The organism is Humidesulfovibrio idahonensis (assembly GCF_054657715.1).
The window spans coordinates 901,849-927,972 of the sequence record NZ_BAAHYE010000003.1 but is presented as its reverse complement, the minus strand read 5'-3'; the positions used below and the strand labels follow the sequence as shown (position 1 = coordinate 927,972).

Genomic DNA, 26,124 nt, shown 5'->3' with positions numbered 1-26,124 from the left:
GCGAGGGAGGCGGTCATGGGCGAGGCGATGGGCGAGGCGATGGGCGGGTCAGGCGGCGAGGCGGTGCGCGAGGCCAGGCTGTGGAAGGCGCTCAGCGGGGCCGCCGGGGAAGGCGCAAAGGTGCAGTGTCGCCTGTGCAGCCACTTCTGCGCCATCGATGACGGCGGCAAAGGCCTCTGCGCCGTGCGCCGGAACCAGGGCGGCGCGCTCCAGACCCTGGTCTACGGCCTGCCCTCGGCCATCAGCGTGGACCCGGTGGAGAAGAAACCGCTGTATCATTTTTTGCCCGGCTCGCGCACGTTCTCCTTCGGCACCATGGGCTGCAACATGTCCTGCTCCTTTTGCCAAAACGCCCAGCTGTCGCAGTCTCCGCGCCTGGGCCGCCCGGTGAACGGGCACGCCGTCTCGCCCCAGGCCCTGGTGGACGCGGCCGCGCAGTCCGGGTCCAAAAGCATCTCCTACACGTACTCCGAGCCAACCGTGTTTTTTGAGCTGGTGGAGGACACGGCCCGGCTGGCCCGCGCGCGCGGCCTCAAGAACATCCTGGTGACCAACGGCTTCATGAGTCCGGAGTGTCTGGACGCTCTCGGCGCCGCGCAGGACGGGCTCATCCAGGCGGCCAACGTGGACCTGAAAGCCTTCACCGAAGCCTTCTACAAGGACCAGTGCGGCGCGCGGCTGGCCCCGGTGCTGGCGAATCTTGCGCACATGCGCGCCCTGGGCTGGTGGCTGGAGCTCACGACCCTCGTCATTCCCGGCCTGAACGACAGCCGCGCCGAACTGGCCGCTCTGGCCGCGTTCATCGTGCGCGAGCTGGGACCGGACACGCCCTGGCACATTTCGCGCTTCCACCCGGCCTACCGACTGCTCGACACGCCCGTGACGCCCACGGAGACGCTCTTGCTGGCGCGGGAGGAAGGCCACGCCGCCGGGCTCAAACATGTCTACATCGGCAACGCCAGCGGGGCCGGCTTCGGCGACACGCGCTGCGGCTCTTGCGGTGCGCTGCTGCTGGAGCGCGAGGGCTTCCAGACGCGCGGCGGCCTGGTCGACGGATGCTGCGGCTCCTGCGGGACCGCGCTGCCCGGGGTCTGGGCCTGATGACCGGGCGTGGGCGGGTGCTCGGCGATGGGGCGTCCGCCCCGGCCAAAACGCTAGCTGATGCCTCCGCCTTCACCTGGCGGCTCGCGGCCCTGGTGTTCCTTCTGGCGCTCATCCCCCGACTGGCGCACGTCTGGTTCGTGCGCGCCACGCCCCTGGCGGGCGAGTATGTGCCCGATCTCTCGGCCTATCTCTTCGCCGTGGAAAAGCTCATGCAGGGCGCGTATTTCTTTGCCGAGCCCATGCTCATGAGCCCGGGCTACGCCCTGGTGCTGGCCCCGCAGTACATCCTCGTCGGGCCGGACATCCCCGTTTTTGTGCTGGTGAACGCGGTGCTCGACGCGGCCTCGGCCGCGCTGTGCGCCTGCCTGACGGCTGGAATCGCCGGGCAGATGTTCTGCCCGCCATCCTGTTCGCCGTCGGCCTCGGCTGGGCGCGTCCGCCTGGCCGGGCTTTTGGCCGGGGTGCTCTACGCCTTCTGCGGGCCGCTGCTGTTCTACGATCTGCTGCCTTTGGGCGAGGGGCCAGCGGCGTTTTTCCTGCTGGCCGGGCTTGTGCTGCTGTTCGCCGCGGGCAGACCAGCCAGACCAAGCGGGCCCCTTACTGGCAGGTCGACCGGCTCACAGACCGGTTCGCTGACCGCCTGGCTGGCCGGAGCCGTGCTGGCCCTGGCCGCGCTCCTGCGGCCGAATCTTGCCCCGGCGGTGCTTTTGGCCCTGGCCGCGTGGTGTGTTGCGCCGGGCCAGGCCGGATCACGTCCGGGCATGTCGAGCCAGGACAGGCGGGCGCGGCTTTCGGCGGCCGGGCGCTGCCTGGCCGGGATGCTCCTCGTGTTCGCGCCGTTCATGGTCCACAACGCCGCGGTGGCCGGGCGGCCCTCGCCCTTCGGCTTCCAGGGCGGGTTCACGCTCTACACCGGCAACCATCCTGGAGCCAGCGGCGTGGGCGACCCCTTGCCCGGCTTCGACAACACGCCCTATCTGGTGATCATGCAGGCCTGGACCGAGGCCAGGGCGCGCACCGGCCAGCCGCTCAGCCTCGCCGCTGCGGACGCCTACTGGTACGGCCGGACCTGGGATTTCTTCGCCGGGCATCCGGCCGAGGCGGCCGGGCTTTTGGCCCGCAAGACGCTGTTGCTGGTGAACGGGCACGGGGTGGACGCCACGGCCGATGTGGAATTTTGCGCGCGCTTTTCGCCCGTGCCGGGCTGGCTGCGCCTGCCGGTTGGGCTGCTCTTCGCCCTGGCCGCGGCTGGCCTGTGGAATGTTTGCCGGAGCGTGTGCCGGAGAGCGGACCAGCATGCGGGCCAAAACACCTGCGGAATATCGGCCCAGGCCGTGGCCCTGGCCGTGCTGCTCGCGGTCTCTGCGGCCCTGGTGGTGCTGTTCCAGGTGACGCCGCGCTACCGCGCGGTGCTGCTGCCCCTGGCCATTCCCTTCGCCGCCCTGGCCCTGACGGAGATTCCCTTTGGGCGGCGCACAGGCTGGCGGGGCCGCGTTGTGCCTTTGGCCCTGGCCTGCGCTGTGCTGGCCGCGTCCGTCATCCCGCTGCGCCTGCTGGTGGACAAGCCCGGCCTCGCGGTCATGGAGCACGCGCGCCTGGGCCGCTATTATCTGCTCAAGGGGCAGCATGCCCTGGCCGCTCAGGAGTATCGCGGCGCGCTACGCCTGCTTGCGCCTGGAGAGGAAGGCGCGGGACAACTTGACCACCCTCCTGCCGGGCAAGCTCGGACGACGCCGATACCGGCAGGTTCCGGCCAGTCCGGTTCCGGCGCGGCAGCGGGGCTGGATCCGGCCGAGTTGCGGGCCGGGCTCGCCGCCAGCCTGCTGCTGGGCGGGCAGCTCCCGGCGCCGCGTCCCTGAGGCTGCGCGACGGCTTGCCGCCGGGGCCCCGGCGAGGTATTGGGGGGCATGAGCACCACCAAGCGCATCGAACCCTACCTCGTCTTCGCGGACGCCGCCGGCAACATCTACGACCACCCGGAACTCTTGATGCTGTGCCGCCGCGGCAGCGAGCTGACGCCGCCCCGGCCGGACGAGCTCATCCCCCTGCCCGAGGGCAGCGAGTTCTTTTTGCTGCCCGGCCGCAGCGCCCTCGGCCTGGACCCGGAATCCGGCCGGGTGGAGGAGCTTGGCGAGCCGGACGAGCTGGCCGTGGCGGTGTTCGCCAGCCCGGCGCACACGCTTTCGGCCACGGCGGCCTACAAGACCCGCCCGGGCGCGCCCGTGCTGCCGCTGTTCGCCTATGGCGCGCTGGGATTTTACGAGGGGCAGTTCTACGTGTGCGCCAAGCGCGTGGACATGGACCACCGCCAGGAGTTCTGCAACATTCCCCGGGCGCGCATAGAAAACGGCGCGCGCAAGCTGCTGGCCGAATTGCCCGACAACCGCCTGGCGCGCCACCTGACCTGCTGCGCGCTGACCTACGGCTGCCCGGCGGCCCGCAACCTGGCCCTGGGCCGGTTCGAGGCCCCGCTGCCCACCTCGCGCACGTGCAACGCCCGCTGCGTGGGCTGCATTTCGCACCAGCCGGAGGACTCCGGCTTTCCCTCCACCCAGAACCGCATCACCTTCAAGCCCACGCAAAAAGAGCTGGTGGACATCATGCGCCGGCACCAGGGCAAGGAGAAGCGGCCCATCTATTCCTTCGGCCAGGGCTGCGAGGGCGAACCCTTGACCGAGGCCGCGCTCATCGCCTCGTCCGTGGGCAAGTTCCGCAAGGCCGGGGGCCTGGGCACAGTGAACGTGAACACCAACGCCAGCCTGCCCGGCACCTTGCCCGAGCTCGCCGCCGCCGGGGTGGATTCCATACGCGTGAGCCTGAACAGCGCCCGCAAGGCGCCCTATGAGGCTTACTACCGGCCCAACGGCTACCAGTTCGCGGACGTGGTGCAGAGCATCCATGCCGCCAAGGACGCCGGACTGTTCGTCTCGCTCAACCTGCTGTACTTCCCCGGCATCACCGACGGCGAGAACGAGTGGGACGCCCTGAACGAGCTTGTGGCCGAAACCAAGCTCGACTTCATCCAGATGCGCAACCTGAACCTGGACCCGGAGCTGGTCATGAAGCTCATGGCCGGGTTCGACTTCGGCCCCTGCATGGGCCTGGTCAACTTCTTGAAGCGCCTGAAGAAAGCCAACCCCTGGCTGAACTTCGGCTACTTCAACCCATACCTCGAAAAATAGCCCGCGCAGGGCGGCACGGCTTTCCGGTCCAAAGGCCCCGCAGGGCGGCCTTTGGCAAGAACCATTTGTAAGCGCTCACTTTTATTTAAAGTGGGGGGAGAGACCGGAAGTCCGCAACAATATGCTTGCCGGATATTGCTAACACGTCTATGGTGGTCTGAAATCCAAACCCCGGATGGAGGATACTTATGGGCGCAGGGAAACCAATTTACAAGTCTCTCTATTTTCAGGTCATCACCGGTATCTGCATCGGCATTCTTGTGGGCATTCTGTTGCCCGGCAAGGCTGGCTTCGCCGCGCAGATGAAGCCTTTCGGCGACGCTTTCATCAAGATGATCAAAATGATCATCGCCCCCATCATTTTCTGCACAGTCGTTGTGGGCATCGCCAAAATGGGCGACATGGGCAAGGTCGGCCGCGTGGGCATCAAGGCCATGCTGTATTTCTGGACCATGACCCTCATCGCCCTGGCCATCGGCCTGGTGGTGGTCAAGATCTACGAGCCCGGCGTGGGCATGAACATCGACGTGGCCTCCCTGGACGCCGCCTCCGTGGCCAAGTACGCGGGTGAGAGCAAAAAGCTGTCCACCGTCGACTTCATCCTGAACATCATCCCAAGCAACGTGGTGGACGCCTTCGCCAAGGGCGAAATCCTCCAGGTGCTGTTCTTCTCCATCTTCTTCGGCCTGGCGCTTTCAGCCCTGGGAGAAAAGGCGAAGACAGTCACCCGCTTCGTCGATGAATTCGGCAAGGGCCTGTTCAAGGTCGTACACTACATCATGTACTTCGCGCCCATGGGCGCCTTCGGCGCCATGGCCTACGTGGTCGGCTCCTTCGGCGTGGGCACGCTGCAGCAGCTCATGTACCTCATGGCCGGCGTGTACACCACGTGCATCGTCTTCATCTTCGTGTTCCTCGGCATCGTCTGCAAACTCACGGGCTTCAGCCTGTGGCGCTATCTTTGCTTCATCAAAGAGGAGATCCTGCTCGTGCTCGGCACCAGCTCCTCCGAGGCGGCCCTGCCGCGCATGATGGCCAAGATGGAGGTTGCCGGCTGCGACCGTTCCGTGGTGGGCCTCACCCTGCCCATGGGCTACTCCTTCAACCTCGACGGCACCTGCATCTACCTCACCATGGCCAGCGTGTTTTTGGCCCAGGCCACCAACACGCCGCTGTCCTTCGGCGACGAGATGTACATGATGGGCATTCTGCTTCTGACCAGCAAGGGCGCGGCCGCTGTCACCGGCGGCGGCTTCATCACCCTGGCGGCCACCCTGGGCAGCCTGGGCACCATCCCGGTGGCGGCCATGGCGATCCTGCTCGGCGTGGACCGCTTCATGAGCGAGGCGCGCGCCATCACCAACCTCATCGGCAACGGCGTGGCCACCATCGTCGTGGCCAAGTGGGAAGGCGCGCTGGACATGCCGGCCCTGCAGAGGGCCTTCTCCGGCAAGGACGAAATGGCCGAGGATTCGCCCGAGGAGATCCTCGACGGCTCCGTGAGCGAAGCCATTCCCGGCGCCGGACAGGGCGAAAAGGCTTAGAACCACTCACGCGACAGATACCGACGCGCCCCTGCAGGTCCTTGCCTGCGGGGGCGCAGTCTGTTATGCGCTGGCGATCAGGAACTGGCTGTCCTTGGGGGCGCGTGGGGCGCTTCGGGGAATATCCGCACTTAGTGTTTGAACAAAGGGGTTCGCGCATGAAACGTCTTGCTTTTGCTGTTGCCCTGGTTCTGGGCCTGGCCCTGGTGGGCTGCCAGAAGGCGCCCGAGAAGGCCGCCGAGAACGCCACCGCCGCTGAGGAAAAGACCATCATCAACGGCATCGACGGCGGCGGCTTCCCCCCGTATGCCTTTGTGGACAAAGAGGGCAAGACCGTCGGCTTTGACGTGGAAGCCATCGAGTGGATCGGCAAGAAGATGGGCTTCAAGGTCAAGCACCAGCCCGTCGAGTGGTCCGCCATCATCCCCGCCCTTGAGGCCAAGAAGATCGACATCATCTGCTCCGGCATGAGCGCCACGGCCGAGCGCGCCCAGCGCGTCACCTTCTCCGACCCGTACTACAAGGTCACCCAGCAGCTGGTGGTCAAGGGCGACAGCAAGGCCACCCTGGAGCAGATGCTGACCACGAACAAGAAGATCGGCGTGCAGCGCGGCACCGTGACCGCCAAGTACCTTGAGGACCTGGCCAAGAAGCCCGGCATGAAGTTCAAGCTGGTGCAGTACGACTCCACCGACCTGGCCATGCAGGACCTTCCCGTGGGCCGCATCGACGGTTCCGGCATGGACAACACCATCGCCAAGGAAGTGCTGAAGAAGGACAAGAACGTGAAGGTCGTGGGCACCTTCGACGCCGAGCCCGAGAATTACGGCTACGCCATGCGCAAGGACGACGCCGAGCTGCAGAAGAAGGTCAACGAGGGCCTCAAGCTGCTCATGGCCGATCCGTACTGGCAGGAGCTGAAGAAGAAGTACGACGTCGACTAGACCCCGCATTCGCGCCTGAAAAGTCAACCGGAAGGCTTCGGGATCACGCCGGAGCCTTTCGGCCTTTTCAGGGGCGGCGCAACTCCGCGCAACCCGTCATCCACAGGAACGCCCAGGCATACATGGATTTCAACGTCGCCTTCACCGCCGCCCGCGAGTCGCTGCCCTACATGCTGGGCGGGGTCACCTGGACCGCCGGGCTCATCATCGGGGCCATGCTGCTTGGGCTCGCCCTGGGCGTGCCGCTCTCCGTGCTGCAGGTTTATGGGCCAAAGCCCGTGCGCCGCGTGGTCTCCACCTACGTCTGGCTGTTCCGCGGCATTCCCATCCTGGTGCAGCTCTATATTTTCTACTTCGGCCTCCTGGCCTGGATTTCCGGCCTGCCGGGCCTGACCGGACTCGGGCTCGACAGTCCCTTCGTGGCCGCCGTGCTGGTGCTTGGCCTCACCTCGAGCGCGTACCAGTCGCAAATTTTCCGCGGCGCCATCCAGTCGCTGCCGGCCGGCCAGCTCAAGGCCGCCCGCGCCCTGGGCATGACCGACGCCCAGGCCATCCGCAGCATCATTCTGCCCCAGGCGCTGCGCCTGTCCATTCCCGGCTGGAGCAACGAATACTCCATCCTGCTCAAGGACTCGGCCCTGGCCTTCACCATCGGCGTGGTGGAGATAATGGCCCGCATGCGCTCCATAGCCTCCACCACCCACGAGCCGGTGAGCATGTCCTTCGTGGCGGGCATCATCTTCTTCGCCCTCACCTGGGTCGGGGTGAAGGCCCTTTCGCTTTTGGAAAACAAGGTCCGCATCGCGGGCTATACGCGCCAAGGAGCAGCCTGACCTCATGTCCCCAAGTGAAACCACTCCCATTCTGGAGGCCAGAAACCTCATCAAGATCCTGGGCGGCAACCGTGTGCTCGACTCCGTGAGCCTGAACATCGGCCGCGGGCGGGTGAAGGTGCTCATCGGGCCCTCCGGCGCGGGCAAAAGCACGCTGCTCCAGTGCCTCAACTTCCTCATGCCGCCAGACTCCGGCCACATTCTGCTGGAAGGGCGCGAGGTGGACGGCGCGAACAAGAAGGAATTGTGCGCCCTGCGCCAGCAGGTGGGCATGATCTTTCAGGACTTCAATCTTTTCGATCATTTGAGCGCGCTGGAGAACGTCCGCGTGGCGCTCATCAAGGTCAAGGGCATGAGCAAGCTCGACGCCACGGAGCGCGCCATAGCCGAGCTCAAGCGCGTGGGCCTGGCGGACAGGGCCACGCACTATCCGGCCAACCTCTCCGGCGGGCAAAAGCAGCGCGTGGCCATTGCCCGGGCCCTGGCCATGGACCCCAAGGTCATGCTGCTCGACGAGCCCACCAGCGCGCTCGATCCCGAACTCATCGGCGAAGTGCTCGCCGTCATCCGCGACCTGGCCCAGGGCGGCATGACCATGATCATGGCCACGCACCAGATCAGCTTCTCCGCCAGCTTGGCCGACGAGTTCATCTTCATGGAAAAGGGCCGGCTGGTGGAGCAGGGCTCCCCGGCGGAGCTTTTGGGCAAGGGCTCCAGCTCGCGCACCCAGGCCTTTTGCTCCAAGATCAGCGAGCTCACCGGCGACTCGGACGGGGAGTGCCGTTTGTGAGCACGCCGTACCTCGAGTTCCTGCGGGCCGACCTGGCGCCCGGACTTGTTGAGGGCCTGTGGGTCAGCATCATCGTCATTGCGCCCTCCGCGCTTTTGGGCGCGCTCATCGGCCTCACCGCCGGCGTGCTGCGCGTGTACGGCCCCTGGCCCGTGCGCAAGTTCGCGGAAGGCTATGTTTCGTTGTTTCGCGGCACGCCGCTGGTCGTTCAGGTGTTCTTCTGGTACTTCGCCCTGCCGTACATCAAGTTCGGCGAATGGAGCCTGGTGCTCGACCCCATCCCCGCAGCCATCCTGTCCTTTGGCCTGTGCAGCGGGGCTTACCAGTCCGAGTACATCCGCGGCGGCCTCAACTCCATCAAGCGCGGGCAGATACGCGCGGCCCTGGCGCTGGGCATGACCACCCGGCAGGCCGTGGTGAACGTGGTGCTGCCCCAGGCCTTCCGCCGGGCGCTTCCCGGCTGCGGCAACGAAGTCATCTACCTCATCAAATACTCGTCGCTCGCGTCCATCATCACGGTGAACGAACTCACGGGCACGGCCACCACCATCGCCAAGAATTCCTGGCGCAACATCGAGGTGTTCTGCACCCTCGGCGTGTTCTACCTGCTGCTGGTCACGGTGGCGGGCTGGCTCTTGCGCCTGCTGGAAAACGCCCTGAGCGTGCCCGGCTTCGAACGCCCCAAGGCCTGACGCTTCACCCCGCCACGCAAAGCCCCCAATTGGAGTCGGCCATGCCATACCCTGGCGCCCCCAGTCCCGACACGCTTTCCCTGCTGGCCCGCGAATTCGGCCCCGACCTGCTCACCGACGCGGCAGCCCTGGCCCCGCGCGGGCGCGACGAATCCGGCCTGCACCTGCCGCCCGCGGCCGTGCTGCTGGGGCGCAACGAGGCCCAGGCGGCGCGCCTTGTGACCCTGGCCAACGAGCACGGCTTCGCTGTGATTCCGCGCGGCGCGGGCACGGGCCTGGCCGGCGGCTGCCTGGCCGAGACCGGCGGCGTGGTGCTCGACATGTCGGCCATGAACCGCATCATCGCCATCGACGCGGACAGCGTGACGGCCACGGTGGAGCCGGGCGTGCTCACGGGCGATCTGCGCCGCGCGGCCCGGGCCAAGGGGCTGTTCTATCCGCCCGACCCGGCCAGCCTGGACACCAGCACCATCGGCGGCAACGCGGCGACGAACGCGGGCGGCCCGGCCTGCGTCAAGTATGGCACCACGCGCGACTACGTGCTGGGCCTCACCGCCGTGCTGCCCACGGGCGAGGTCATCAAGACGGGCACGGCCACGCGCAAGGGCGTGGTGGGCTACGACCTGACGCGGCTCATTGTGGGCAGCGAGGGCACCCTGGGCGTCATCACCCAGCTCACCCTCAAGCTTTTGCCGCACCCCGGGCACCAGGCGTGCCTGGCCGCGGTGTTCGCGGACCTGGACGCGGCCATGCGCGCCATCATCGGCGTCATGACGCGTGGGCACCTGCCCTCGGCCATGGAGTTTTTGGACGCGCGCTGCCTGCGGCTCGTGGGCGACCTGCTGCCGGAGCACGTGCGCTCCGGCCTGCCCGGCGCGCCGGGCGAGGGCGGCGAGGCCCTGGTGCTCATCGAGTGCGACGGCTCCGAGCTGGAGACCCTGCGCGCCGTGGACGACATCGAGTCCATTTGCCGCAGGCTGGGCGCGCTGGACATTCTGCCCGCGCCGGACGAGGACGGCCGCGAGGCCGTGTGGAAGGTGCGCCGCAGCGTGAGCACGCGCATCCACGACTCCTGCGCCGTGTACATTCCGGAGGACATCGCCGTGCCCATCGGCAAGATAGCCGACATGGTGGCCGCCCTGCCCGCGGTGGAGAACAAGCACGACATCGTCATCTACGCTTTTGGCCACGCGGGCGACGGCAACATCCACCTGAATCTGACCGCCCCCCGCGAGTCCGCGCGGCCCAGGGTGGAGGCCGCGGCTGAGGAGTGCGTGCGCCTGGCGCTGGCCCTTGGCGGCACCATGAGCGGCGAGCACGGCGTGGGCCTGGCCAAGCGCCACCTGCTGCCGCTCGAGATTGCGCCCGTGAGCCTCCGGCTGCAGCGCGGCATCAAGGCCCTGCTGGACCCGAACAACATCTTGAACCCCGGCAAGCTGTTCCCCAAGGAGGCGCTGTGAGCATGGACCCCGCCAGCGGACTGGAGGCGCGGCTTTCGCGCCGCGTGAAGCAGATTAAGATCTCCGCCACCAAGGAGATGCCCATGATCGCCGCCAAGGTGGGCGGCTGCGTGTCCCTCGGGCAGGGCATCCCGTCCTTCAAGACCCCGGCGCATGTGGTGGACGCGGTGGCCAAGGCCCTGCGCGACGACCCGGCCGCGGGCAAATATTCGTTGCAGCCCGGCATGCCCGAACTGCGGCGCGCGGCGGCGGAGCTGCTGCGCGTGGAGAAGGGCCTGCCTGCCGATGCCGAGCGCGAGGTGGCCATCACCGTGGGCGGCATGGAGGGCCTCTTGTGCGCCATGCTGACGTTGGTCGGCCCCGGCGACGAGGTCATCGTGCCCGAGCCCTTCTACCCCTCCCACGTGGAGCAGATCCTCATGGCCGAGGGCACGCCGGTGTTCGCGCCCCTGCGCCGCGCGGACTGGAGCCTCGACGTGGACGCCGTGGCGGCCTGCATCACCCCGCGCACCAAGGCCGTCATCGTTTCCAGCCCGCACAACCCCACCGGCGCGGTGTTCGCCAAGAAGGACCTGCTTAAGCTTGCGGACCTGGCCCTGAAGCACGACATCTTCATCATCTGCGACGACACCTACGACGCGCTGACCTTTGACGGCCCCGACCCCGAGGGCGCCTTCAGTCTGGCCAGCCTGCCGGAACTGCGTCATTTGCTCATCGGCGTGTTCAGCTTCAGCAAGCGCTTCGCCCTCACGGGCTGGCGCGTGGGCTTTGTGTGGGCGCACGAGGCCCTGCTCGGCCACATGCTCAAGATCCACGACGCCGCTGCCATCTGCGCGCCCACGGTTTCGCAAATCGCCGCCCTGGCCTCGCTCACCGGTCCGCAGGAGATCTTCGCGGGCTTCAAGGCCGAGCTGCGCAAGCGCCGCGACCTCATCTGCGCCCGGCTCGACGCCATGGCGCGCTTCAGCCACATCCGGCCCCGGGGCGCGTTCTACGTCATGGCCAAGGCCGACCTTCCCGTGGAGAACTCGCGCGAGCTGGCCATCCGGCTCATCCGCGAGGCCAAAGTCATCACCATCCCCGGCGGCGCCTTCGGGCCCGGCGGCGAGAGCCACGTGCGCCTGTCCTTCGGCGGCGACGAGGCCGAGATCGAGACCGCCTGCGACCGCCTGGCCGCCTGGTCCCACAACCTGTAAGCCAAGGAGACCCCATGCGCCGCGTTCTGCTCCGCAGCATCCTCACCCTCGTGCTGACCCTTTTGGCCGCGCAGCTCGCCTGCGCCGCCTCGCTTGAACCCGCCGGCTTCGATGCCGCCTCCTTCCGCAAGAATTTCGTGGCCGGCATCGCGGGCCGGCCCAACGCGCCGGCACTGACCGCGGAGAACGTGCAGGTGGACGCCGCGGAAAAGGCGGCCACCTTCGGCGGGCTGGACATCTACGTGGTGCGCGGCCAGCTGGCGCCGCAGGGCGGCCAGGCGCAGCCCTTCACCATGTTCGTCAGCGCGGACGGCAAATTCTACGTGTCCGACATCGTCGACCTGAACGCGGGCAAAAGCATCCTCAAGGACGCCCGCGACCGCGTGCGCGTGACGGACCTGAAGGGCCTGGGCCACACGGTGTTCAAGGGCACGGGCAAGCCCGTGATCACCTTCGTTTCCGACCCCTTTTGCCCGTACTGCCGCACGGCCTTCAACTACCTCATGAACAAGGGCGCGGCCTATGCCGAGTTCCGGCTGGCGCACTTCCCCCTGGCCTCCCACGCCGGGGCCGACATCGCCTGCGCCCTCATGGCCTGGGCCGCGGACAAGGACCCGCAGCGCCTGGCGGACTTCGTGCGCTTCGCCTACACGGACCTGCCCCTGCCCAAGGTGGCGAACAAGAGCCCGGAAAACATGCAGAAGGCTTGGACCGAGGTGGCCGATTCCTTCCTGAAGCGCTTCCCCGAACTTTCGGCCCTGGGCAAGGACGGCGCGGCCATCGTCGCCGCGCTGAACGACTCGCCCTATGCTAAGGCGGTCTCCGCCGACATCGCCAAGGCCGCCGGCATGGACATCAGCGGCACGCCCATCATCTTCGTGGGCGACGTGCGTGTGGACGGCTTCGACGAGGCGCGTCTGGGCTCGCTGCTGAAATAACCCCGGCCGGCGTGGGGTCCCGGCCGCTGGACGGCCTGGGCGTTCGTCGTGTATGATTTAAAACTTGGACGCTGCGACGCTGTTCGCGGCGGAGTTCCCCCCTTCAAGGAGGCAAAGAATGCGTCGACTCTATACCGGGCTTGTGGCCGTGGCGCTCGTGCTGGGGCTGCTGGCCGTTGAGCCTCTTGAGGCCAAGGTTTATAAGATGAAACCCGAGGAGCGCGCCGCTGCGCTCAAGGAAAAGAAGGCCACGCGCACAAAGGCCAAGAAGTCGGGCAAGGCCGTGCCCGGCCAGGATCAGGGCGGCTGGGTCGAGGTGAAGCCCGGCGAGAAGATTGCCGCCAAAAAAAACCGCAAGTCCAAGGTGGACGAGATAGCCCAAGCCGCTGAGCAGAAGGGCAAGAAGGGCAAGAAGTCCAAGAAGGCCCAGGATGAGGCGGCCGTCGAAAAGCCGCAGAAGAAGTCCAAGAAGTCCAAGAAGGACGCGGCCGAGGCCGTGGCGGAAAAGCCGGAAAAGGCCGAGAAGAAGGGCAGAAAGTCCAAGAAGGACGCAGCCGAAGAGATCGTGGTCGAGAAGAAGGGCAAGAAGTCCAAGGCGGAAAGGAAGCTCGACCAGGAGGCTGCCCAGCAGGCGGATTTGCCGGTCGAGCCGAAGTCCTCGCGCAAGTCCAAGAAGGCCCGCAAGGCCTCCCAGGGCGACCGCGCGGTGGGCAGCAGCTTCAGCGGCGAGCGCAAGGTCTCCGCCTCCAGCACCGAGGTGCGCCGCCCCGGCGGGGCTCCGGCTCCGGCCAAGCAGGGCGACGACCTGAGCACCTATTCCGTCAGCCGTCCCGGCCAGGAAAAGGCTCCGGCCGCACCCGAGGTGCGCCAGGAGGTGCAGCCCGGCCCCATCGACACCGCAAAGCCCGTGGGCACGGAGCACAAGGCCGGCGAAGGCCGTTTCTAGCAGGCATTAGCGACAGCACGAGGCCGGGTTTCCGCAAGGAGGCCCGGCCTTTTTGCATCCGGCGGGCAGGAAGGCTTGACAATTGTTCGGCGTCGAACTAGTTACGCGGCCATGCGCACAGAGCAGATCATCCACCTCATCTCCATGATTCATGACCGAGCCGGGGAACTCATCCGGGCGGAGCTGGACCGCCGGGGACCCGCCGGACTCGTGCCCTCGCACGGATCCATTTTGGCCATGCTGTACGCGCACGGGCCGCTGCCCATGAACGCCCTGGCCCAGGGCATCGGCCGTCGCAAGAACACGGTGACGACCCTGGTGCGCAAGCTGGAGGACGCGGGCTTTGTCCAGCGTTCCACAGACCCGGCGGACAGCCGCGTGACCATGGTTGGCCTGACGGACAGGGGCGAAGCCTTCCGCGCCGACTTTGCGGAGATCTCCGGCCGGTTGCTGGCCAAAATCTGGGGCGACATGGACCCGGCGCGCAGGCAGGAGCTCACCGCGGGGCTGGAGAACATTCTGGGCAACATGAGTTGATTTTTTTTGCGCAAACTGTTCGATGTCGAACAAAAAGCAACAGGAGAAGACCATGCAGGAAGTCATTGCGTTTTTGACCAAGAACTGGACGGTGTTCGTGGCCACCTCAGACAAGGGCGAGGCGCGGGTGCGGCCCTTCCAGTTCCAGTTCGCGGACGGGAACAGGTTGTGGTTCTGCACCTCCAAGAGCAAGGAGGTGTACGCCCAGCTTGTGGCCGACCCCAGGCTGGAGTTCGCAGCCATTTCCAAAGAGATGGCCACGGTGCGGGTGAAGGGCACGGCCAACCTCGACGATGACATGGGGGTGAAGCGCCGTATCCTGGAAGCCAACGCTCTGGTGCGCGGCATCTACGGCTCGGCGGAGAATCCGGACTTCACCGTGTTCAGCGTGGACCACGGCAGCGCCTACATGTTCGACTTCAGCGGCAGGCCGCCCAAGACCTTCACCTTCTAGCCGCGACGAAAAAAAGGCCCGGCGTCGTGCGGACGCCGGGCCTTGCAGCCGTTTGCTCAGGGAGGGAGCCTACTGCACCAGAACCCAGGTGCCGTCGGCGTTGCGGTAGGCCTTGGCCTTCACGTCCTTCTCCTGGCCGTCGATGTTGGCCTTGATGTTGATGTCGCGGTAAATCTTGTCGTTGGAGCTGTACGGGGTGCCCGGAGTGGCCTCATACTGGGTGCCGTTGTCCGGGTTCTTCCAGGCCATGGGCTTGCCGGAAGGCTGGGTCTCCAGGGTCTTGTTGATCTGCTCCTTGTCGTACTTGTCCATCTCGTTGCCGATGGCATAGCCGAGCAGGGCGCCGATGCCCGCGCCGATTGCCGCGCCGCTGACCTTGTTCTTGGCGGTGAGCGCACCGACGGCGGCGCCGGTGAGCGCGCCCAGGCCCGCTCCGCTCTGGGCCTTGTCGGCGCAGCCGGCCAGCGAACCCATGAGGAAGGTGAGGAGCATGGCGGAAGCGATAAAGCGTTTCATAAAAATCCTCCTTGTGCGGGGGGGCCCCGCCGAATGTCCACGTGACGTGCAGCCCTCATTGACGGCCCGAATCTGTACGAGAAGATACGCCTTCCCGAGCAATCGTCAAGACGCGGGCCCTTGGAGGAGGTTTCAGCAAACTTCGGGCCATGTTGAGAGGTGAGCAATGGCGCGGTGTTACGAGGTTGTGTCCCCTTCCGCCAGGGCGGGGCGCGCAAATGTTGCGCAGCGGCGCCGGGCGTTTGCGCAGCCGCGAGGCCTCAGCCCCGGGCCTCGGGTTCACCCTTGGCTCCGGGTCCCGGCTTTTCGAGGAACACCAGGGTCATTTCCGGGGTCAGCTCCTGGCTGCGCACCACCTGATAGCCGTGGCGCTGGTACAGGCCGATGTTGCCCGCGCTGCGCGCCCCGGTGAAGAGCGAGAAGCGCTCCGCCGCGGGAAAGCGCGCCTCTATGGCCGCGAGCAGGGCCGTGCCCAGGCCCTGGCGCTGGTGTTCCGGGTGCACGATGAGCCTGCCGATGTGGCAGGTGCCGTGGCTTAGGCCCGCGCGCACGGAGCCGACCACGGCAGGCGCGCTTGGCGGCGTTTCGAGGCCCGGCGCGCCCAGGGCGTAGGCGTTGGCCGGTTTGCGCGCCGGCTCGGCCGCTGGCTTTGCCTCGTGCGGCACGGCCTTGAGGATGACGAGGCGCTTGAACTCCGCCTCCAGGGCTTCCAGGGGCTGGGTCAGGGGCGGCAGGGTCCAGTCGTTGTAGCGCAGCGCCTCGGACTGGTAGGCCAGGCGCTGCAACGCCAGAATGGCCGGGGCGTCGGAACGGACAGCGGGGAGGATGTCGTATTCCATGAAAACCACCGTGCGTTAAAAAGGCCCGGAGTCGCCTCCGGGCCTTGGGGGGTGCGTGCGTGTCGCGAGTCCTACAGGTCGTAGCCGAAGCTGTCGACCATGAGCGCGGTGCGCTTCTTGGACTCGGTCATGCGGGCGGCCAGATCCTTCTTGTACTGGGCGATGTCCAGCTTGATGGTGGCGACGCCGGTGTCCATGGCGGCCTGGGCCACGGCCGGGGAGACCCACTCCAGCACGCGCGGGTCCAGGGCCTTTGGGATCACGTAGTCGATGCCGTAGGTGAGTTCCTTCACGCCGTAGAGCGCGCACACTTCCTTGGACACGGGCTCCTTGGCGAGGGCGGCCAGGGCGTTGGCGGCGGCGATCTTCATCTCCTCGTTGATGACCTTGGAGCGCACGTCGAGGGCGCCGCGGAAGATGAAGGGGAAGCCCAGCACGTTGTTGATCTGGTTGGGGTAGTCGGAGCGGCCGGTGGCCATGATGAGGTCCGGGCGGGCTTCCTTGGCCACGGCGTACTCGATCTCGGGATCGGGGTTGGCGCAGGCGAAGATGACCGGATGCGCGGCCATGCTCTTGACCATGTCCGGGGTGAGGATGTCCTTGGTGGAAAGACCCAGGAACACGTCGGCGCCCTTCATGGCCTCGGCCAGGGTGCAGTCCTTGGGCTGGGCGTAGTACGACTTCTCGGCGTTCAGGCCGGAGCGGCCGGAGTGGATGAGGCCCTTGGAGTCGAACATGAAGATGTGCTCTTTGGGCAGGCCCATGCTCTCGTAGAAGCGGCTGGTGGAAATGGCCGCGGCGCCCGCGCCGGAAACCACGAGTTTGATGTTCTTGATGTTCTTGCCGCTGATGTCCAGGGCGTTCAAGAGGCCCGCGCCGGAGATGATGGCCGTGCCGTGCTGGTCGTCGTGGAACACCGGGATGTTCATTTCCTTGATGAGCGTCTGCTCGATCTTGAAGCACTCCGGGGCCTTGATGTCTTCAAGGTTGATGCCGCCGAAGGTGGGCTCCAGCATTTTGCAGAACTCGATGACCTTGTCCGGGTCCAGCTGGCGGATGTTCAAATCGTACACGTCGATGTCGGCGAAGATCTTGAAGAGCACGCCCTTGCCTTCCATGACCGGCTTGCCGGCCTCGGGGCCGATGTTGCCCAGGCCGAGCACTGCGGTGCCGTTGGACACCACGGCCACAAGGTTGCCCTTGTTGGTGTACTCGTATACCTGCTCCACATCGGCGTGGATGGCGCGGCAGGCTTCGGCCACGCCGGGGCTGTAGGCCATGGTCAGGTGCTTCTGCGAGGTGCAGGGCTTGATCGAAACGACCTCAAGCTTGCCCTTGCGCTTCATGGAATGGTATTTGAGAGCCTCTTCTTTGGTGTACAGCGCCATGCGGGTTCTCCCTGTGGGTAAAGGTTGGTCCGGGGTTGTGCCGATACACCGGCACGAAGCACAAGCTTAGAATGCCGCTTTCGGCGCGTCAAGGGGTGCGCCGCGGGCGGACGAGAGTTCTCTGGAGAGATGATGCCGACAAAACAGCTGCGCGTGGTTCTTTTCAGGCCCAAGTATGCGGAAAACGTGGGCTCCGTGGCCCGGGCCATGCTCAACATGGGGGCCCAAAACCTCATCCTGGTGGACCCGCAGGGCTACGACATCGAGCGCGCCGCACCCCTGGCCACGGTGCACGCCCGGCACATTCTGGAGTCCGCGCGCATTGTGGGCACCCTGGCCGAGGCTCTGGCCGGCACCAGCCTGGCCGTGGGCACCACGGCCCGCACCGGCGGCTGGCGCAAGGGCCTGCTCACCCCGGCCAAGGCCGCGCCGGAGATCTTCTCCCGCCTGGCCGACGGCGGCGAGGCCGCCCTTGTCTTCGGCCCGGAGGACCGCGGCCTGACCAACGACGAGACCAGCCTGTGCGACCAGCTGGTGATGATTCCCGCCAGCCCGGACTGCACGTCCCTGAATCTTTCCCAGGCCGTGCTCATTCTGTTGTACGAGTGCTTCCAGTACTCGCTCACCAAGCCGTACGAGCCCAAGGGCCCGCCCACGGAGCGCGACGCCTCCTTCGAGGAGCGGCAGGCGCTTTTCGCCAACATGCAGGCCGCCCTTTCCGACATAGACTTTTTGAAGGACCAGAACGCGGAGTACTGGATGATGCCTGTGCGGCGGTTTTTCTCGCGTTTCCGGCTGCGCAGAAACGAATTCAATCTGCTCATGGGCATCTGCCGTCAGGTGCGTGGCATGGCCGCGCGGTCCGGGCGCGGCGGCCTGCCTGAATCGAAAGGAAGCGTTGATTTTCCCGTAGAATAGGGCATTGTGGAAGCGATATCGGATTCGGCGGGGGGCCCACCCCCGCCCCAGCAGCGGAACGCCATGCCTGAAAAGCGCCTTTTGTTGCCACACCGCCCGGCCTCGGCCGGAGCGCGCCTCCCGGCAAGACCTCTTGTCCGGGCGCTTTGCCTTGCCCTGTGCCTGGGGCTTCTGTGCTGCCCGGGCGCGCTGGCGGCAAAGGCGGGGCACACCCTGGTGTTCGGCATGTCCGCGGCCTTCAGCGGCCCGGCCCGGGGGCTCGGGGTCGAATACCAGCGGGGCATCCTGGCCGCCTTTTCGCACATCAACGCCCAGGGCGGCGCCGGCGGCTGGCGGCTGGCCCTCACCATGCGCGACGACGGCTACGGCCCGGCCGCGGCCCTGAGCAACACCATAGCCTTTGTGGAGCAGGACCGCGTGTTCGCGCTGCTGGGCTATGTGGGCACGCCCACCACGGCGCGCGTGCTGCCGCTCATCAAACATTACGAGGCCATGGACATGGCCCTGCTGTTCCCCCTCACCGGGGCGGACATGCTGCGCGAACGCTCGAACGACGACTGCGTGTTCAACCTGCGCGGCTCCTACATCGATGAAACCAAGACCCTTGTGGAGGCCCTGCTGGCCACCGGCCGCAAGCGCATCGCCGTGTTCCACCAGGCCGACGGCTACGGCCGCAACGGCTGGGACGGCGTGCGCCGCGCCCTGGCGGTTCACGGGCTCGGCATCGTGTCCGAGGCAACCTACATGCGCGGCGCGCGCTTCGCCCAGGACTTCCAGCGCGAGGCGGGGCTCGTGCTCGCCGGCGGGCCAGACGCCATCATCACCGTGGGCACGGCCCCGGCCTGCTCGGCCTTTGTGCGCGACCTGCGCGCCACGGGCTACACAAATCTTGTGGCGACGCTCTCCTTTGCCGACGCGGACAACATGGTCAAGTACCTGCAGGCCCAGGCGCGGGTGAGCGGACGGGACTACCTCAGCGGCATGGTGTTTTCCCAGGTGGTGCCCAGCTATGAGGACGAAAGGCTGCCCGCCGCGCGCCTGTACCGCCAGGCCATGGCCCACACCCACTCGCCCATGCCGCCCCAGCTTTCGCCGGAGGAATATACCCCCAAGCGCCTGAGCTTCGTGAGCTTTGAGGGCTTCTTGGCCGGCCTGGCCCTGGGCGAGGCCGTGCGGCACATGGCCGACGCCCCCTCGCGCTCGCGGCTGCGCACCGTGTTCGAAGGCCTGAAGGCCGTGGACCTGGGCCTGGGCGAAAAGGTCGACCTGCGGCCGGGGCTGCACCAGGGCCTGCGCCGCACCTACCTCACGGTCTACCGCAACGGGCACTTCCGCGGCGTGGAGCACCTGAAGGGGGTGCAGCCGTGAAATCCAAGCTTCTGGTCCGCATGCTGCTGTTCATCATCGTCGCCTTCGGCCTCATGGCCGCGGCCACGTCGTACCTCTCCGCGCGCGAGCTGAAGTCCATGCTGGTGAACGAGTACAAGGCCAGAGCCCTGGCCATTGCCCGCAGCATAGCCGACGGCAGCTCCGAGCTGCTCTTGCTGCAGAACGCGGGCAGCGTGCAGACGGCCATCGACCAGTACCAGGAGATGGGCGACATCTCCTACATTCTGGTGGTGGACGCCGGCGGCCAGGTGGTGGCCCACACCTTCATCCCCGCGGTGCCCAAGGCCGTGCAGGACCTTGCCGAGCAGGACCGCAGCGTGCCCAGGCTCGGCCCGGACATCCGCACCCTGAACCTGGACGACGGCCGCGAGGTCATCCATGTGGCGCAGCCCGTGCTGGGCGGCCGCGGGGGCTTCGTGCACATCGGCATGGACACCGCGCCCATCCACCAGGCCATGGCCCGGGCCATTTGGCGGCAGCTGGGGCTCACGCTTCTGGCCTTCGGCCTCAGCGTCACCCTGGCCTACCTGTTCATCCGGGGCATCACCGGGCGCCTGGATTCCCTGGCGCGCTACGCCCGGCAAGTGGCGGCGCACGACTTCTCCTCCACCTGCGATGTGCGCTCCGACGACGAGATCGGCGTGCTGGCCGAGTCCATGCGCAGCATGGCCGGAGACATAGCCGGGCATGTGGGCCAGTTGGAGGGCAGTGTGGCCGAGGCCACCCTGGAGTTGAAGGACGCCCTGGGTTCGCTTTCGGCCATTGTGGGCAACATAGCCGACGGCCTGCTGGTGGTGCGCGAGGGGCGCATTCTGCGCCACAACCCGGCGCTGTTGCGCATGTTCGGCCTGCCGGAGCAGGACCGCGCCGGGCAGAGCTGCGAGGACGTCTTTGGCACCCTGGTTTGCCAGGCGGCCAGCGCGCCCTCCGAAGCCTTGGCCCAGCCGCGGCTGGTCGAGGTGCTGGCCCTTCGCAGCGACGGCCGCAGCCTCCCGGTGGAGATCACCGTGGCCAGCGTGCCGCTCACGGGCGGCCCGGCCAGCGTCTGCATCCTGCGCGACGTCACCGCCACCAAGCAGCTGGAGCAGGAGCGCGAGCAGTCGCGCGCGCTTCTTGAGCACATGGTGGGCGAGCGCACGCGCGAGCTTTCGCGCGCGAACACCCAGCTCAAGATCGAAGTGGCCGAGCGCAAGGTCGTGGGCGACGCCCTGCGCCGCGCCGAGGCCAAGTTCCGGGGCATCTTCGAAAACGCGGTGGAGGGCATCTTCCAGTTCTCGCCCGAGGGCCGCTACCTTTCCGCCAATCCGGCCATGGCCGGCATCTTCGGCTACGATTCGCCGGAGGAGCTGGTGGGCGCCCTCTCGAAGCAAAGCCCCTATGTGGAGCCGGAGCGCCGCTTCGCCTTCCTGGAGCTCATGGAGGCCCAGGGCCAGGTGCAGGGCTTCGAGTCGCAGGCCAGGCGCAAAAGCGGCCGGATCATCTGGATCAGCGAGAACGCCCGCAAGGTGGTCGATTCCAGCGGCAAGACCCTGCATTACGAAGGCTTCGTGGAGGACATAACTCTGCGCAAGGAGGCGGAGAGCCGGCTGCTGCACCAGGCCTTCCACGATCCCCTGACCGGGCTGCCCAACAGACTGCTGTTTCTGGACCACCTGCGCATGGCCATGGAGCGCGGCCGCCGCCGCCCGGACTTCCGCTTCGCCGTGCTGTACATGGACCTGGACCGCTTCAAGATCATCAACGACAGCCTGGGCCACGACGTGGGCGACAGGCTCTTGCGCCACGTGAGCGACGCGCTGGTGGCCTGCGGCCGCAGCACGGACACCGTGGCCCGTTTCGGCGGCGACGAGTTCGCCATATTGCTGGAGGACCTGACCGCCCCGCGCGACGCCATACGCTTTTCGCGCCGGGTGCTGGACGAAATAGCCAAGCCCATGGCCCTGGCCGGACGCGAGGTCACCACCTCCGGCAGCTTGGGCATAGTGCTGCACACCGCCGCCTACGAAAGGCCCGAGGCCCTGCTGCGCGACGCGGACACGGCCATGTACCACGCCAAGGCCATGGGCAAGGGCCGCTTCAAGGTGTTCAACAAGCGCATGCACCACCAGGCGCAAGAGCTCATGGAGATGGAGATAGAGCTGCGCAGCGCCGTGGGCCGGGGCGGGCTCTCCCTGGTGTTCCAGCCCATCGTGGACATCCGCGAGCGGCGGCTGGTGGGCTTTGAGACCCTGGTGCGCTGGCGGCGCGAGAACGGCCGCGACATCCCGCCCGTGGAGTTCATCCCCCTGGCCGAGGAGACGGGCATCATCTACCCCCTGGACCACTGGGTCTTCGCCCAGGCCTGCTGCGCCACCAAGGGCTTCAACCAGGCGCTGGAGAAGGCTCAGGGCGCACCTGGGGGCCTGCTCGTCACCAACGTCAACCTTTCGGCCAAGCACTTCCGCAATCCCCTGGTGGTGAGCCACCTGGAGCAGAGCCTGCGCGAATGCGGCGTGCCCGCCGCGTCCCTCTCGCTCGAAATCACCGAGAGCGTGCTTCTGGACAACATGCAGAGCGCACGCGAGGTTTCCGCCAAATTGCGCGAGCTGGGCCTCGGCCTGTGCATCGACGACTTCGGCACAGGCTATTCGTCCCTGTCCTACATCCAGCGCTTCAACGTCGACGCCATCAAGATCGACCGGGGCTTTGTGGGCGGCCTGGCGAACAAGGACGCCGACCCCGGCAGCGAGGCCATCGTGCGCACCATCGTGACCCTGGCCGGAGGCCTGGGACTCAAGGTGGTGGCCGAGGGCGTGGAGACAGTGGACCAGCTGATATTCCTGAACGAACTGGGCTGCCGCTACGCCCAGGGCTATCTCTTCGCCGAGCCCCTGTCCGAGGACGAGGCTTTGGCGCTCATCGCCTCCGGCGCGGCCGTCTCGTGGCCGCACTTCCCCGATCCGGCCCAGGTGTGACCCCTTTCCCACCGGCTTGAACTGGTGTATTCGGAAAGCGTTCTCAATGCGCACCAGTCAAGGCAGGTCACAATGAGCGAAAGCCCGACGCAGCCGGGCCGCATCAGCGGCGTGTTCTCGCAAAAGAAGATAGCCAAGATCGGCACGGGCACAACAGCCCGCAAGACCGAGATCATTGCGTATTTCTTTGTTGAGGAGCGCGAGGATGGAACAATCGTTGTGCAGCCCCTGGCCGCCAACGACGTTCCCTTTGGCCCCAAGACAGAGATCACCCGCGACGATCTGCTGGCGAACTACATGCCCGAACCGCAAAAGAGCATGGCGCGCACGGCGACAGCCCTTTCGCCCGCCGAGCAGGAGATCCAGAAGGCCGTGGCCCGGGGCGACAAATTCCGCAAGCGCGGCGAGAGCTTCACCGCGGAGTTCGAGTACAACAAGGCCCTGCAGATCGACATGAGCAACGTGCGCGCCAATTTCGGCATCGGCCTGTGCTACATAGACCGGGGCGAGCGCGAAAAGGCCCACGAGGTTTTCGAGCGTCTGGTGCAGCTCGACGCGGCCTTCGAGGACGAGCACAAGCACCTGTTCAACGAGTTCGGCATCTCCCTGCGCAAGTCGGGCATGCAGAGCGAGGCCATGGAGTATTACCAGCGCGCCCTGGCCTTGTCGCCCCAGGACGAGAACCTGCACTACAACATGGCCCGCGCCGCCCTGGACAAGGGCGAGCCGAAGACCGCCGCCCAGCACCTCATGGCCTGCCTGAAGCTCAACGCCGACCACGCCGAGGCCAAGCAGTTCGTGGAATACCTGCGGCGCAAGAAGCTGGCGGAAGGCTGATTTTTTTTCTATGCGCGAGGGCTTGTCTCGGCAGGATATTTCTTCTGCCCCGGCGCCGGGTGACAGCTTTTGGACCACACCCCCGTTGCTTCCTGTCCCTGTGGTGATTAGGCTAAGGCTCATTTGAAAATTCGCCACGGACGGGCCGGACCATGAACACAGAATATTCCCCTCAGCGCATCACAGGCGTCTTCTCGCAGAAGGTCGTGTCTTCCATCGGCACCGGCACCACCGCGCGCAAGACCGAGACCCTCGCCTATTTCTACATCGAGGAGCAGGAGGCCGGGGAGCTGGACGCCCAGCCCCTGGGGCCGAACAACGAGCCCTTCGGCAAGAAGCAGGGCCTCACCCGCGAACAACTTTTGGAGAACTTTCTGCCAGAGCCCCAGCGCTCGCTGGAGTACGCCAAGCTGCTGGCCGCCCGGCAGCAGGCCGTGCAGGTGGCCGTGGCCCGGGGCGACAAGTTCCTCAAGCACGGCGCGCACTACTCGGCGGAGTTTGAGTACAACAAGGCCCTTGCGCTGGAAGAAGAGAACGTGCGCGCCAATTTCGGCATCGGCCTGTGCTACATAGCCCGCGGCGAGCAGGACAAGGCGCGCCAGGTCTTTGAGCGCCTGGTGCAGATAGACGCGGCCTTTGGCGAAGAGCACAAGCATCTGTTCAACGAATTCGGCATCCGCCTGCGCGTTTCCGGCATGTACGAGGAGGCGTTGGCGTATTATTCCCGCGCCCTGGTCCTTGGGCCGGACGACGAGAACCTGCACTACAACATGGCCCGCGCGGCCTTCGGCCTGGGCGAGCCCGACCAGACCGCCGAGCATCTGACCAAGTGCCTGCGGCTCAACGCCACGCACCAGGAAGCCCTGCAGTTTCTGGCCTACATTGAAAAGCGCTCGGCCCAGGGTCCGCCGGAATGACCAAGGCCCTTGTCCTCGGCGGCACTCATAGCGGCTGCGGCAAGACCTCCGTCTCCCTGGGGCTTTTGCGCGCCCTAGCGCGCCGGGGCCTGTGCGTGCAGCCCTTCAAGGCCGGGCCGGACTTCATCGACCCCGGCCTGCATGCCCGCGCCGCCGGGCGCCCAAGCCACAACCTCGACACCTGGATGCAGCCCGAGCCCGCCCTGCGCGGGATTTTTTGCCGCCATGCGCGCGGCGCGGACGTGGTGCTCGTCGAGGGCGTCATGGGACTTTTCGACGGCCGCACCGGCACGGGTGAACAAGGCTCCACCGCCCATTTGGCCAAGCTGCTGGGCCTGCCAGCGGTTCTCGTGGTCGACGCCGGCTCCCAGGCGCGCAGCGCGGCCGCGCTGGTGCAGGGCTTTGCCCGCTTCGACCCGGCCCTGCGCCTGGCGGGCGTGGTGCTGAACCGCGTGGGCAGCCCCCGCCACGAGTCCCTGCTGCGCGAGGCCCTGGCCCTTGCGCCGGAGGCGCCCGTGCTGGGCTGCCTGCCGCGCCGCGAGGACGTGGCCTTGGCTTCGCGCCATCTGGGCCTGGTGACCGAGGGCGACGCCGAGGCTTTGCAGTCCCGGCTGGAGGCCCTGGCCGACTGGGTGGAGCAGGGCATCGACATCGACGCGCTGCTGGCCGCGCTGCCGGAGCTGAATATGCCCGAGCTGGCCGGGCCGAAAGCGGAAGCGCCGGAGGCGGAGCGGTCAAATGGCGTGGGCCGCAGCGCTTCGTCCGCCATCGGGAAGCGGGAGGCCGCGCACCAGGCTGCGCACCTGGAGGCTGGCTTGGCCCCTGGCCAGGAGCCTTGTCCGTTGCCGAGCCCGATGCCGGAACATGAGTCCGGGCAGGACCTGGAGCCTTTGCCGCACGCCGCCCCAGGCATGGCCGTTGGCGCTTCCCCTTGCCCCGTCCCATCCGTCCGCATCGGCGTTGCGCGCGACCGCGCCTTCTGCTTCCTCTATGAGGAGAATCTGCGCCTGCTGGCCGAGGCCGGCGCGGAGCTGCATTTCTTCTCGCCCTTGGCCGAGGCCGCGCTCCCCGACGGTTTGGACGGCCTCTATCTGCCCGGCGGCTACCCGGAGCTGGCCGCGCGCGAGCTTTCGGCCAACGCGCCCATGCGCGAGGCCGTGCGCGCCTTTTGCGCCTCTGGCCGGCCCGTGTGGGCGGAGTGCGGCGGGTACATGTATCTGCTGCGCGAGCTTGCGGACGCCGAAGGCCGCGCGTGGCCCATGTGCGGGGCGCTGTCCGGCCGGGCGGTGATGCGTGCGCGGCGTTCGGCCCTGGGCTACCGCGAGGCGCGCACCGTGGCGGACGGCCCCTTTGGCCCGGCGGGAACGCTGCTGCGCGGGCACGAGTTCCACTACTCCGAATATGAAGGCGGCGACGGGGATGCCTGCGGCCCAGCCTTCGCGCTCACGGACGCCAGCGGGCGCGAGGCCCTGGACGGGCAGGCTGCGGGCAATGTCGTTGGCGGGTATTTCCACGCGCACCTGGCCTCGAACCCGGAGGCGGCGCGGGCCTTTGCGCTGGCGTGTTCGGCGGGGCGCCATCCGGGGGGATGGCGGGAAGACGGCTGAGCTGCCGTCTGGGCCAATGGCTGGGTTGCCGTCTGGCTGACGGCCGGGCTGATGGCGGGAAGGCTCCTGGCAAATGCCGCGTCGTCGCGGTGCAGCGCCCAAGCCCTCGCGGCCGGGGCGAGGACATCACGCCGGAATC

At 67.0% G+C, this 26,124-nt stretch carries 23 protein-coding genes; 20 read left to right on the top strand and 3 right to left on the bottom strand.

Annotated elements, in window-relative coordinates:
• Positions 1-15: 15 nt before the first annotated feature.
• The 14 genes from amrS to ACYQ4W_RS10480 all read left to right on the top strand — a co-directional run bounded on the left by amrS (position 16) and on the right by ACYQ4W_RS10480 (position 14,620).
• Positions 16-1,101: an AmmeMemoRadiSam system radical SAM enzyme gene (gene amrS / locus ACYQ4W_RS10545; RefSeq protein ID WP_459856201.1), complete on the top strand. Its 1,086-nt coding sequence runs from the start codon at positions 16-18 to the stop codon at positions 1,099-1,101.
• Positions 1,101-2,963, top strand: coding sequence for a hypothetical protein (locus tag ACYQ4W_RS10540; RefSeq protein WP_459856199.1), 1,863 nt, complete (start codon positions 1,101-1,103; stop codon positions 2,961-2,963). The genes amrS and ACYQ4W_RS10540 overlap by 1 nt, the downstream gene beginning before the upstream one ends.
• A gap of 48 nt (positions 2,964-3,011) precedes the next feature.
• Positions 3,012-4,286: a radical SAM family protein gene (locus ACYQ4W_RS10535; protein WP_459856196.1), complete on the top strand. Its 1,275-nt coding sequence runs from the start codon at positions 3,012-3,014 to the stop codon at positions 4,284-4,286.
• A gap of 188 nt (positions 4,287-4,474) precedes the next feature.
• Positions 4,475-5,830, top strand: coding sequence for a dicarboxylate/amino acid:cation symporter (locus ACYQ4W_RS10530; protein WP_459856194.1), 1,356 nt, complete (start codon positions 4,475-4,477; stop codon positions 5,828-5,830).
• 158 nt (positions 5,831-5,988) lie between these two features.
• Complete coding sequence (locus tag ACYQ4W_RS10525; RefSeq protein ID WP_459856191.1) at positions 5,989-6,774, top strand: ABC transporter substrate-binding protein; 786 nt, start codon at positions 5,989-5,991, stop codon at positions 6,772-6,774.
• A 122-nt stretch (positions 6,775-6,896) separates the two neighbouring features.
• Positions 6,897-7,607: an amino acid ABC transporter permease gene (locus ACYQ4W_RS10520; RefSeq protein WP_459856188.1), complete on the top strand. Its 711-nt coding sequence runs from the start codon at positions 6,897-6,899 to the stop codon at positions 7,605-7,607.
• Positions 7,608-7,611: 4 nt separating this feature from the next.
• Positions 7,612-8,397 carry an amino acid ABC transporter ATP-binding protein gene (locus ACYQ4W_RS10515; protein WP_459856186.1) on the top strand — a complete coding sequence of 262 codons (786 nt, stop codon included), beginning with the start codon at positions 7,612-7,614 and terminating at the stop codon, positions 8,395-8,397.
• Positions 8,394-9,089, top strand: a complete 696-nt coding sequence (locus ACYQ4W_RS10510) for an amino acid ABC transporter permease (RefSeq protein WP_459856185.1) — start codon at positions 8,394-8,396, stop codon at positions 9,087-9,089. The genes ACYQ4W_RS10515 and ACYQ4W_RS10510 overlap by 4 nt, the downstream gene beginning before the upstream one ends.
• A gap of 41 nt (positions 9,090-9,130) precedes the next feature.
• The gene (locus tag ACYQ4W_RS10505; RefSeq protein WP_459856184.1) at positions 9,131-10,549 is read left to right on the top strand and encodes an FAD-binding oxidoreductase; all 1,419 of its coding nucleotides are present in this window, start codon (positions 9,131-9,133) and stop codon (positions 10,547-10,549) included.
• A gap of 2 nt (positions 10,550-10,551) precedes the next feature.
• The gene (locus ACYQ4W_RS10500) at positions 10,552-11,745 is read left to right on the top strand and encodes a pyridoxal phosphate-dependent aminotransferase (RefSeq protein ID WP_459858531.1); all 1,194 of its coding nucleotides are present in this window, start codon (positions 10,552-10,554) and stop codon (positions 11,743-11,745) included.
• Between the two features lie 14 nt (positions 11,746-11,759).
• Positions 11,760-12,683 (top strand): DsbA family protein, encoded by a 924-nt coding sequence (locus ACYQ4W_RS10495; RefSeq protein ID WP_459856182.1) that lies wholly within the window; start codon positions 11,760-11,762, stop codon positions 12,681-12,683.
• Positions 12,684-12,801: 118 nt separating this feature from the next.
• Positions 12,802-13,629 carry a hypothetical protein gene (locus tag ACYQ4W_RS10490; protein ID WP_459856180.1) on the top strand — a complete coding sequence of 276 codons (828 nt, stop codon included), beginning with the start codon at positions 12,802-12,804 and terminating at the stop codon, positions 13,627-13,629.
• A 111-nt stretch (positions 13,630-13,740) separates the two neighbouring features.
• Positions 13,741-14,166 (top strand): MarR family winged helix-turn-helix transcriptional regulator, encoded by a 426-nt coding sequence (locus tag ACYQ4W_RS10485; protein WP_459856177.1) that lies wholly within the window; start codon positions 13,741-13,743, stop codon positions 14,164-14,166.
• 52 nt (positions 14,167-14,218) lie between these two features.
• Positions 14,219-14,620, top strand: coding sequence for a pyridoxamine 5'-phosphate oxidase family protein (locus tag ACYQ4W_RS10480; protein WP_459856175.1), 402 nt, complete (start codon positions 14,219-14,221; stop codon positions 14,618-14,620).
• 69 nt (positions 14,621-14,689) lie between these two features.
• Here ACYQ4W_RS10480 and ACYQ4W_RS10475 read toward each other — a convergent pair whose 3' ends face one another.
• The 3 genes from ACYQ4W_RS10475 to ACYQ4W_RS10465 form a co-directional block, all read right to left on the bottom strand.
• Positions 14,690-15,136, bottom strand: coding sequence for an RT0821/Lpp0805 family surface protein (locus ACYQ4W_RS10475; protein WP_459856172.1), 447 nt, complete (start codon positions 15,134-15,136; stop codon positions 14,690-14,692).
• A gap of 260 nt (positions 15,137-15,396) precedes the next feature.
• Positions 15,397-15,975 carry a GNAT family N-acetyltransferase gene (locus ACYQ4W_RS10470; protein ID WP_459856170.1) on the bottom strand — a complete coding sequence of 193 codons (579 nt, stop codon included), beginning with the start codon at positions 15,973-15,975 and terminating at the stop codon, positions 15,397-15,399.
• 71 nt (positions 15,976-16,046) lie between these two features.
• Positions 16,047-17,363 carry a malic enzyme-like NAD(P)-binding protein gene (locus tag ACYQ4W_RS10465; RefSeq protein ID WP_459856167.1) on the bottom strand — a complete coding sequence of 439 codons (1,317 nt, stop codon included), beginning with the start codon at positions 17,361-17,363 and terminating at the stop codon, positions 16,047-16,049.
• 132 nt (positions 17,364-17,495) lie between these two features.
• Between ACYQ4W_RS10465 and ACYQ4W_RS10460 the strand changes: the two genes are divergently transcribed.
• The 6 genes from ACYQ4W_RS10460 to ACYQ4W_RS10435 all read left to right on the top strand — a co-directional run bounded on the left by ACYQ4W_RS10460 (position 17,496) and on the right by ACYQ4W_RS10435 (position 25,985).
• Positions 17,496-18,281, top strand: a complete 786-nt coding sequence (locus ACYQ4W_RS10460; RefSeq protein ID WP_459856164.1) for an RNA methyltransferase — start codon at positions 17,496-17,498, stop codon at positions 18,279-18,281.
• Between the two features lie 63 nt (positions 18,282-18,344).
• Positions 18,345-19,649 (top strand): ABC transporter substrate-binding protein, encoded by a 1,305-nt coding sequence (locus tag ACYQ4W_RS10455; RefSeq protein WP_459856161.1) that lies wholly within the window; start codon positions 18,345-18,347, stop codon positions 19,647-19,649.
• Complete coding sequence (locus ACYQ4W_RS10450; RefSeq protein WP_459856160.1) at positions 19,646-22,624, top strand: EAL domain-containing protein; 2,979 nt, start codon at positions 19,646-19,648, stop codon at positions 22,622-22,624. The genes ACYQ4W_RS10455 and ACYQ4W_RS10450 overlap by 4 nt, the downstream gene beginning before the upstream one ends.
• 72 nt (positions 22,625-22,696) lie before the next feature.
• Positions 22,697-23,461: a tetratricopeptide repeat protein gene (locus tag ACYQ4W_RS10445; RefSeq protein ID WP_459856158.1), complete on the top strand. Its 765-nt coding sequence runs from the start codon at positions 22,697-22,699 to the stop codon at positions 23,459-23,461.
• A gap of 152 nt (positions 23,462-23,613) precedes the next feature.
• Positions 23,614-24,378, top strand: a complete 765-nt coding sequence (locus ACYQ4W_RS10440) for a tetratricopeptide repeat protein (RefSeq protein WP_459856156.1) — start codon at positions 23,614-23,616, stop codon at positions 24,376-24,378.
• Positions 24,375-25,985, top strand: coding sequence for a cobyrinic acid a,c-diamide synthase CobB (locus tag ACYQ4W_RS10435; protein ID WP_459856154.1), 1,611 nt, complete (start codon positions 24,375-24,377; stop codon positions 25,983-25,985). Before ACYQ4W_RS10440 ends, ACYQ4W_RS10435 begins: the two co-directional genes overlap by 4 nt.
• The last annotated feature ends 139 nt before the right edge of the window (positions 25,986-26,124 follow it).

Excerpts from the sequence above, each read along its gene's own strand:
- amrS (WP_459856201.1), top strand. The coding sequence starts at position 16 with ATGGGCGAGGCGATGGGCGAGGCGATGGGCGGGTCAGGCGGCGAGGCG.
- ACYQ4W_RS10540 (WP_459856199.1), top strand. The coding sequence starts at position 1,101 with ATGACCGGGCGTGGGCGGGTGCTCGGCGATGGGGCGTCCGCCCCGGCC.
- ACYQ4W_RS10535 (WP_459856196.1), top strand. The coding sequence starts at position 3,012 with ATGAGCACCACCAAGCGCATCGAACCCTACCTCGTCTTCGCGGACGCC.
- ACYQ4W_RS10530 (WP_459856194.1), top strand. The coding sequence starts at position 4,475 with ATGGGCGCAGGGAAACCAATTTACAAGTCTCTCTATTTTCAGGTCATC.
- ACYQ4W_RS10525 (WP_459856191.1), top strand. The coding sequence starts at position 5,989 with ATGAAACGTCTTGCTTTTGCTGTTGCCCTGGTTCTGGGCCTGGCCCTG.
- ACYQ4W_RS10520 (WP_459856188.1), top strand. The coding sequence starts at position 6,897 with ATGGATTTCAACGTCGCCTTCACCGCCGCCCGCGAGTCGCTGCCCTAC.
- ACYQ4W_RS10515 (WP_459856186.1), top strand. The coding sequence starts at position 7,612 with ATGTCCCCAAGTGAAACCACTCCCATTCTGGAGGCCAGAAACCTCATC.
- ACYQ4W_RS10505 (WP_459856184.1), top strand. The coding sequence starts at position 9,131 with ATGCCATACCCTGGCGCCCCCAGTCCCGACACGCTTTCCCTGCTGGCC.
- ACYQ4W_RS10500 (WP_459858531.1), top strand. The coding sequence starts at position 10,552 with ATGGACCCCGCCAGCGGACTGGAGGCGCGGCTTTCGCGCCGCGTGAAG.
- ACYQ4W_RS10495 (WP_459856182.1), top strand. The coding sequence starts at position 11,760 with ATGCGCCGCGTTCTGCTCCGCAGCATCCTCACCCTCGTGCTGACCCTT.
- ACYQ4W_RS10490 (WP_459856180.1), top strand. The coding sequence starts at position 12,802 with ATGCGTCGACTCTATACCGGGCTTGTGGCCGTGGCGCTCGTGCTGGGG.
- ACYQ4W_RS10485 (WP_459856177.1), top strand. The coding sequence starts at position 13,741 with ATGCGCACAGAGCAGATCATCCACCTCATCTCCATGATTCATGACCGA.
- ACYQ4W_RS10480 (WP_459856175.1), top strand. The coding sequence starts at position 14,219 with ATGCAGGAAGTCATTGCGTTTTTGACCAAGAACTGGACGGTGTTCGTG.
- ACYQ4W_RS10475 (WP_459856172.1), bottom strand. The coding sequence starts at position 15,136 with ATGAAACGCTTTATCGCTTCCGCCATGCTCCTCACCTTCCTCATGGGT.
- ACYQ4W_RS10470 (WP_459856170.1), bottom strand. The coding sequence starts at position 15,975 with ATGGAATACGACATCCTCCCCGCTGTCCGTTCCGACGCCCCGGCCATT.
- ACYQ4W_RS10465 (WP_459856167.1), bottom strand. The coding sequence starts at position 17,363 with ATGGCGCTGTACACCAAAGAAGAGGCTCTCAAATACCATTCCATGAAG.
- ACYQ4W_RS10460 (WP_459856164.1), top strand. The coding sequence starts at position 17,496 with ATGCCGACAAAACAGCTGCGCGTGGTTCTTTTCAGGCCCAAGTATGCG.
- ACYQ4W_RS10455 (WP_459856161.1), top strand. The coding sequence starts at position 18,345 with ATGCCTGAAAAGCGCCTTTTGTTGCCACACCGCCCGGCCTCGGCCGGA.
- ACYQ4W_RS10445 (WP_459856158.1), top strand. The coding sequence starts at position 22,697 with ATGAGCGAAAGCCCGACGCAGCCGGGCCGCATCAGCGGCGTGTTCTCG.
- ACYQ4W_RS10440 (WP_459856156.1), top strand. The coding sequence starts at position 23,614 with ATGAACACAGAATATTCCCCTCAGCGCATCACAGGCGTCTTCTCGCAG.
- ACYQ4W_RS10435 (WP_459856154.1), top strand. The coding sequence starts at position 24,375 with ATGACCAAGGCCCTTGTCCTCGGCGGCACTCATAGCGGCTGCGGCAAG.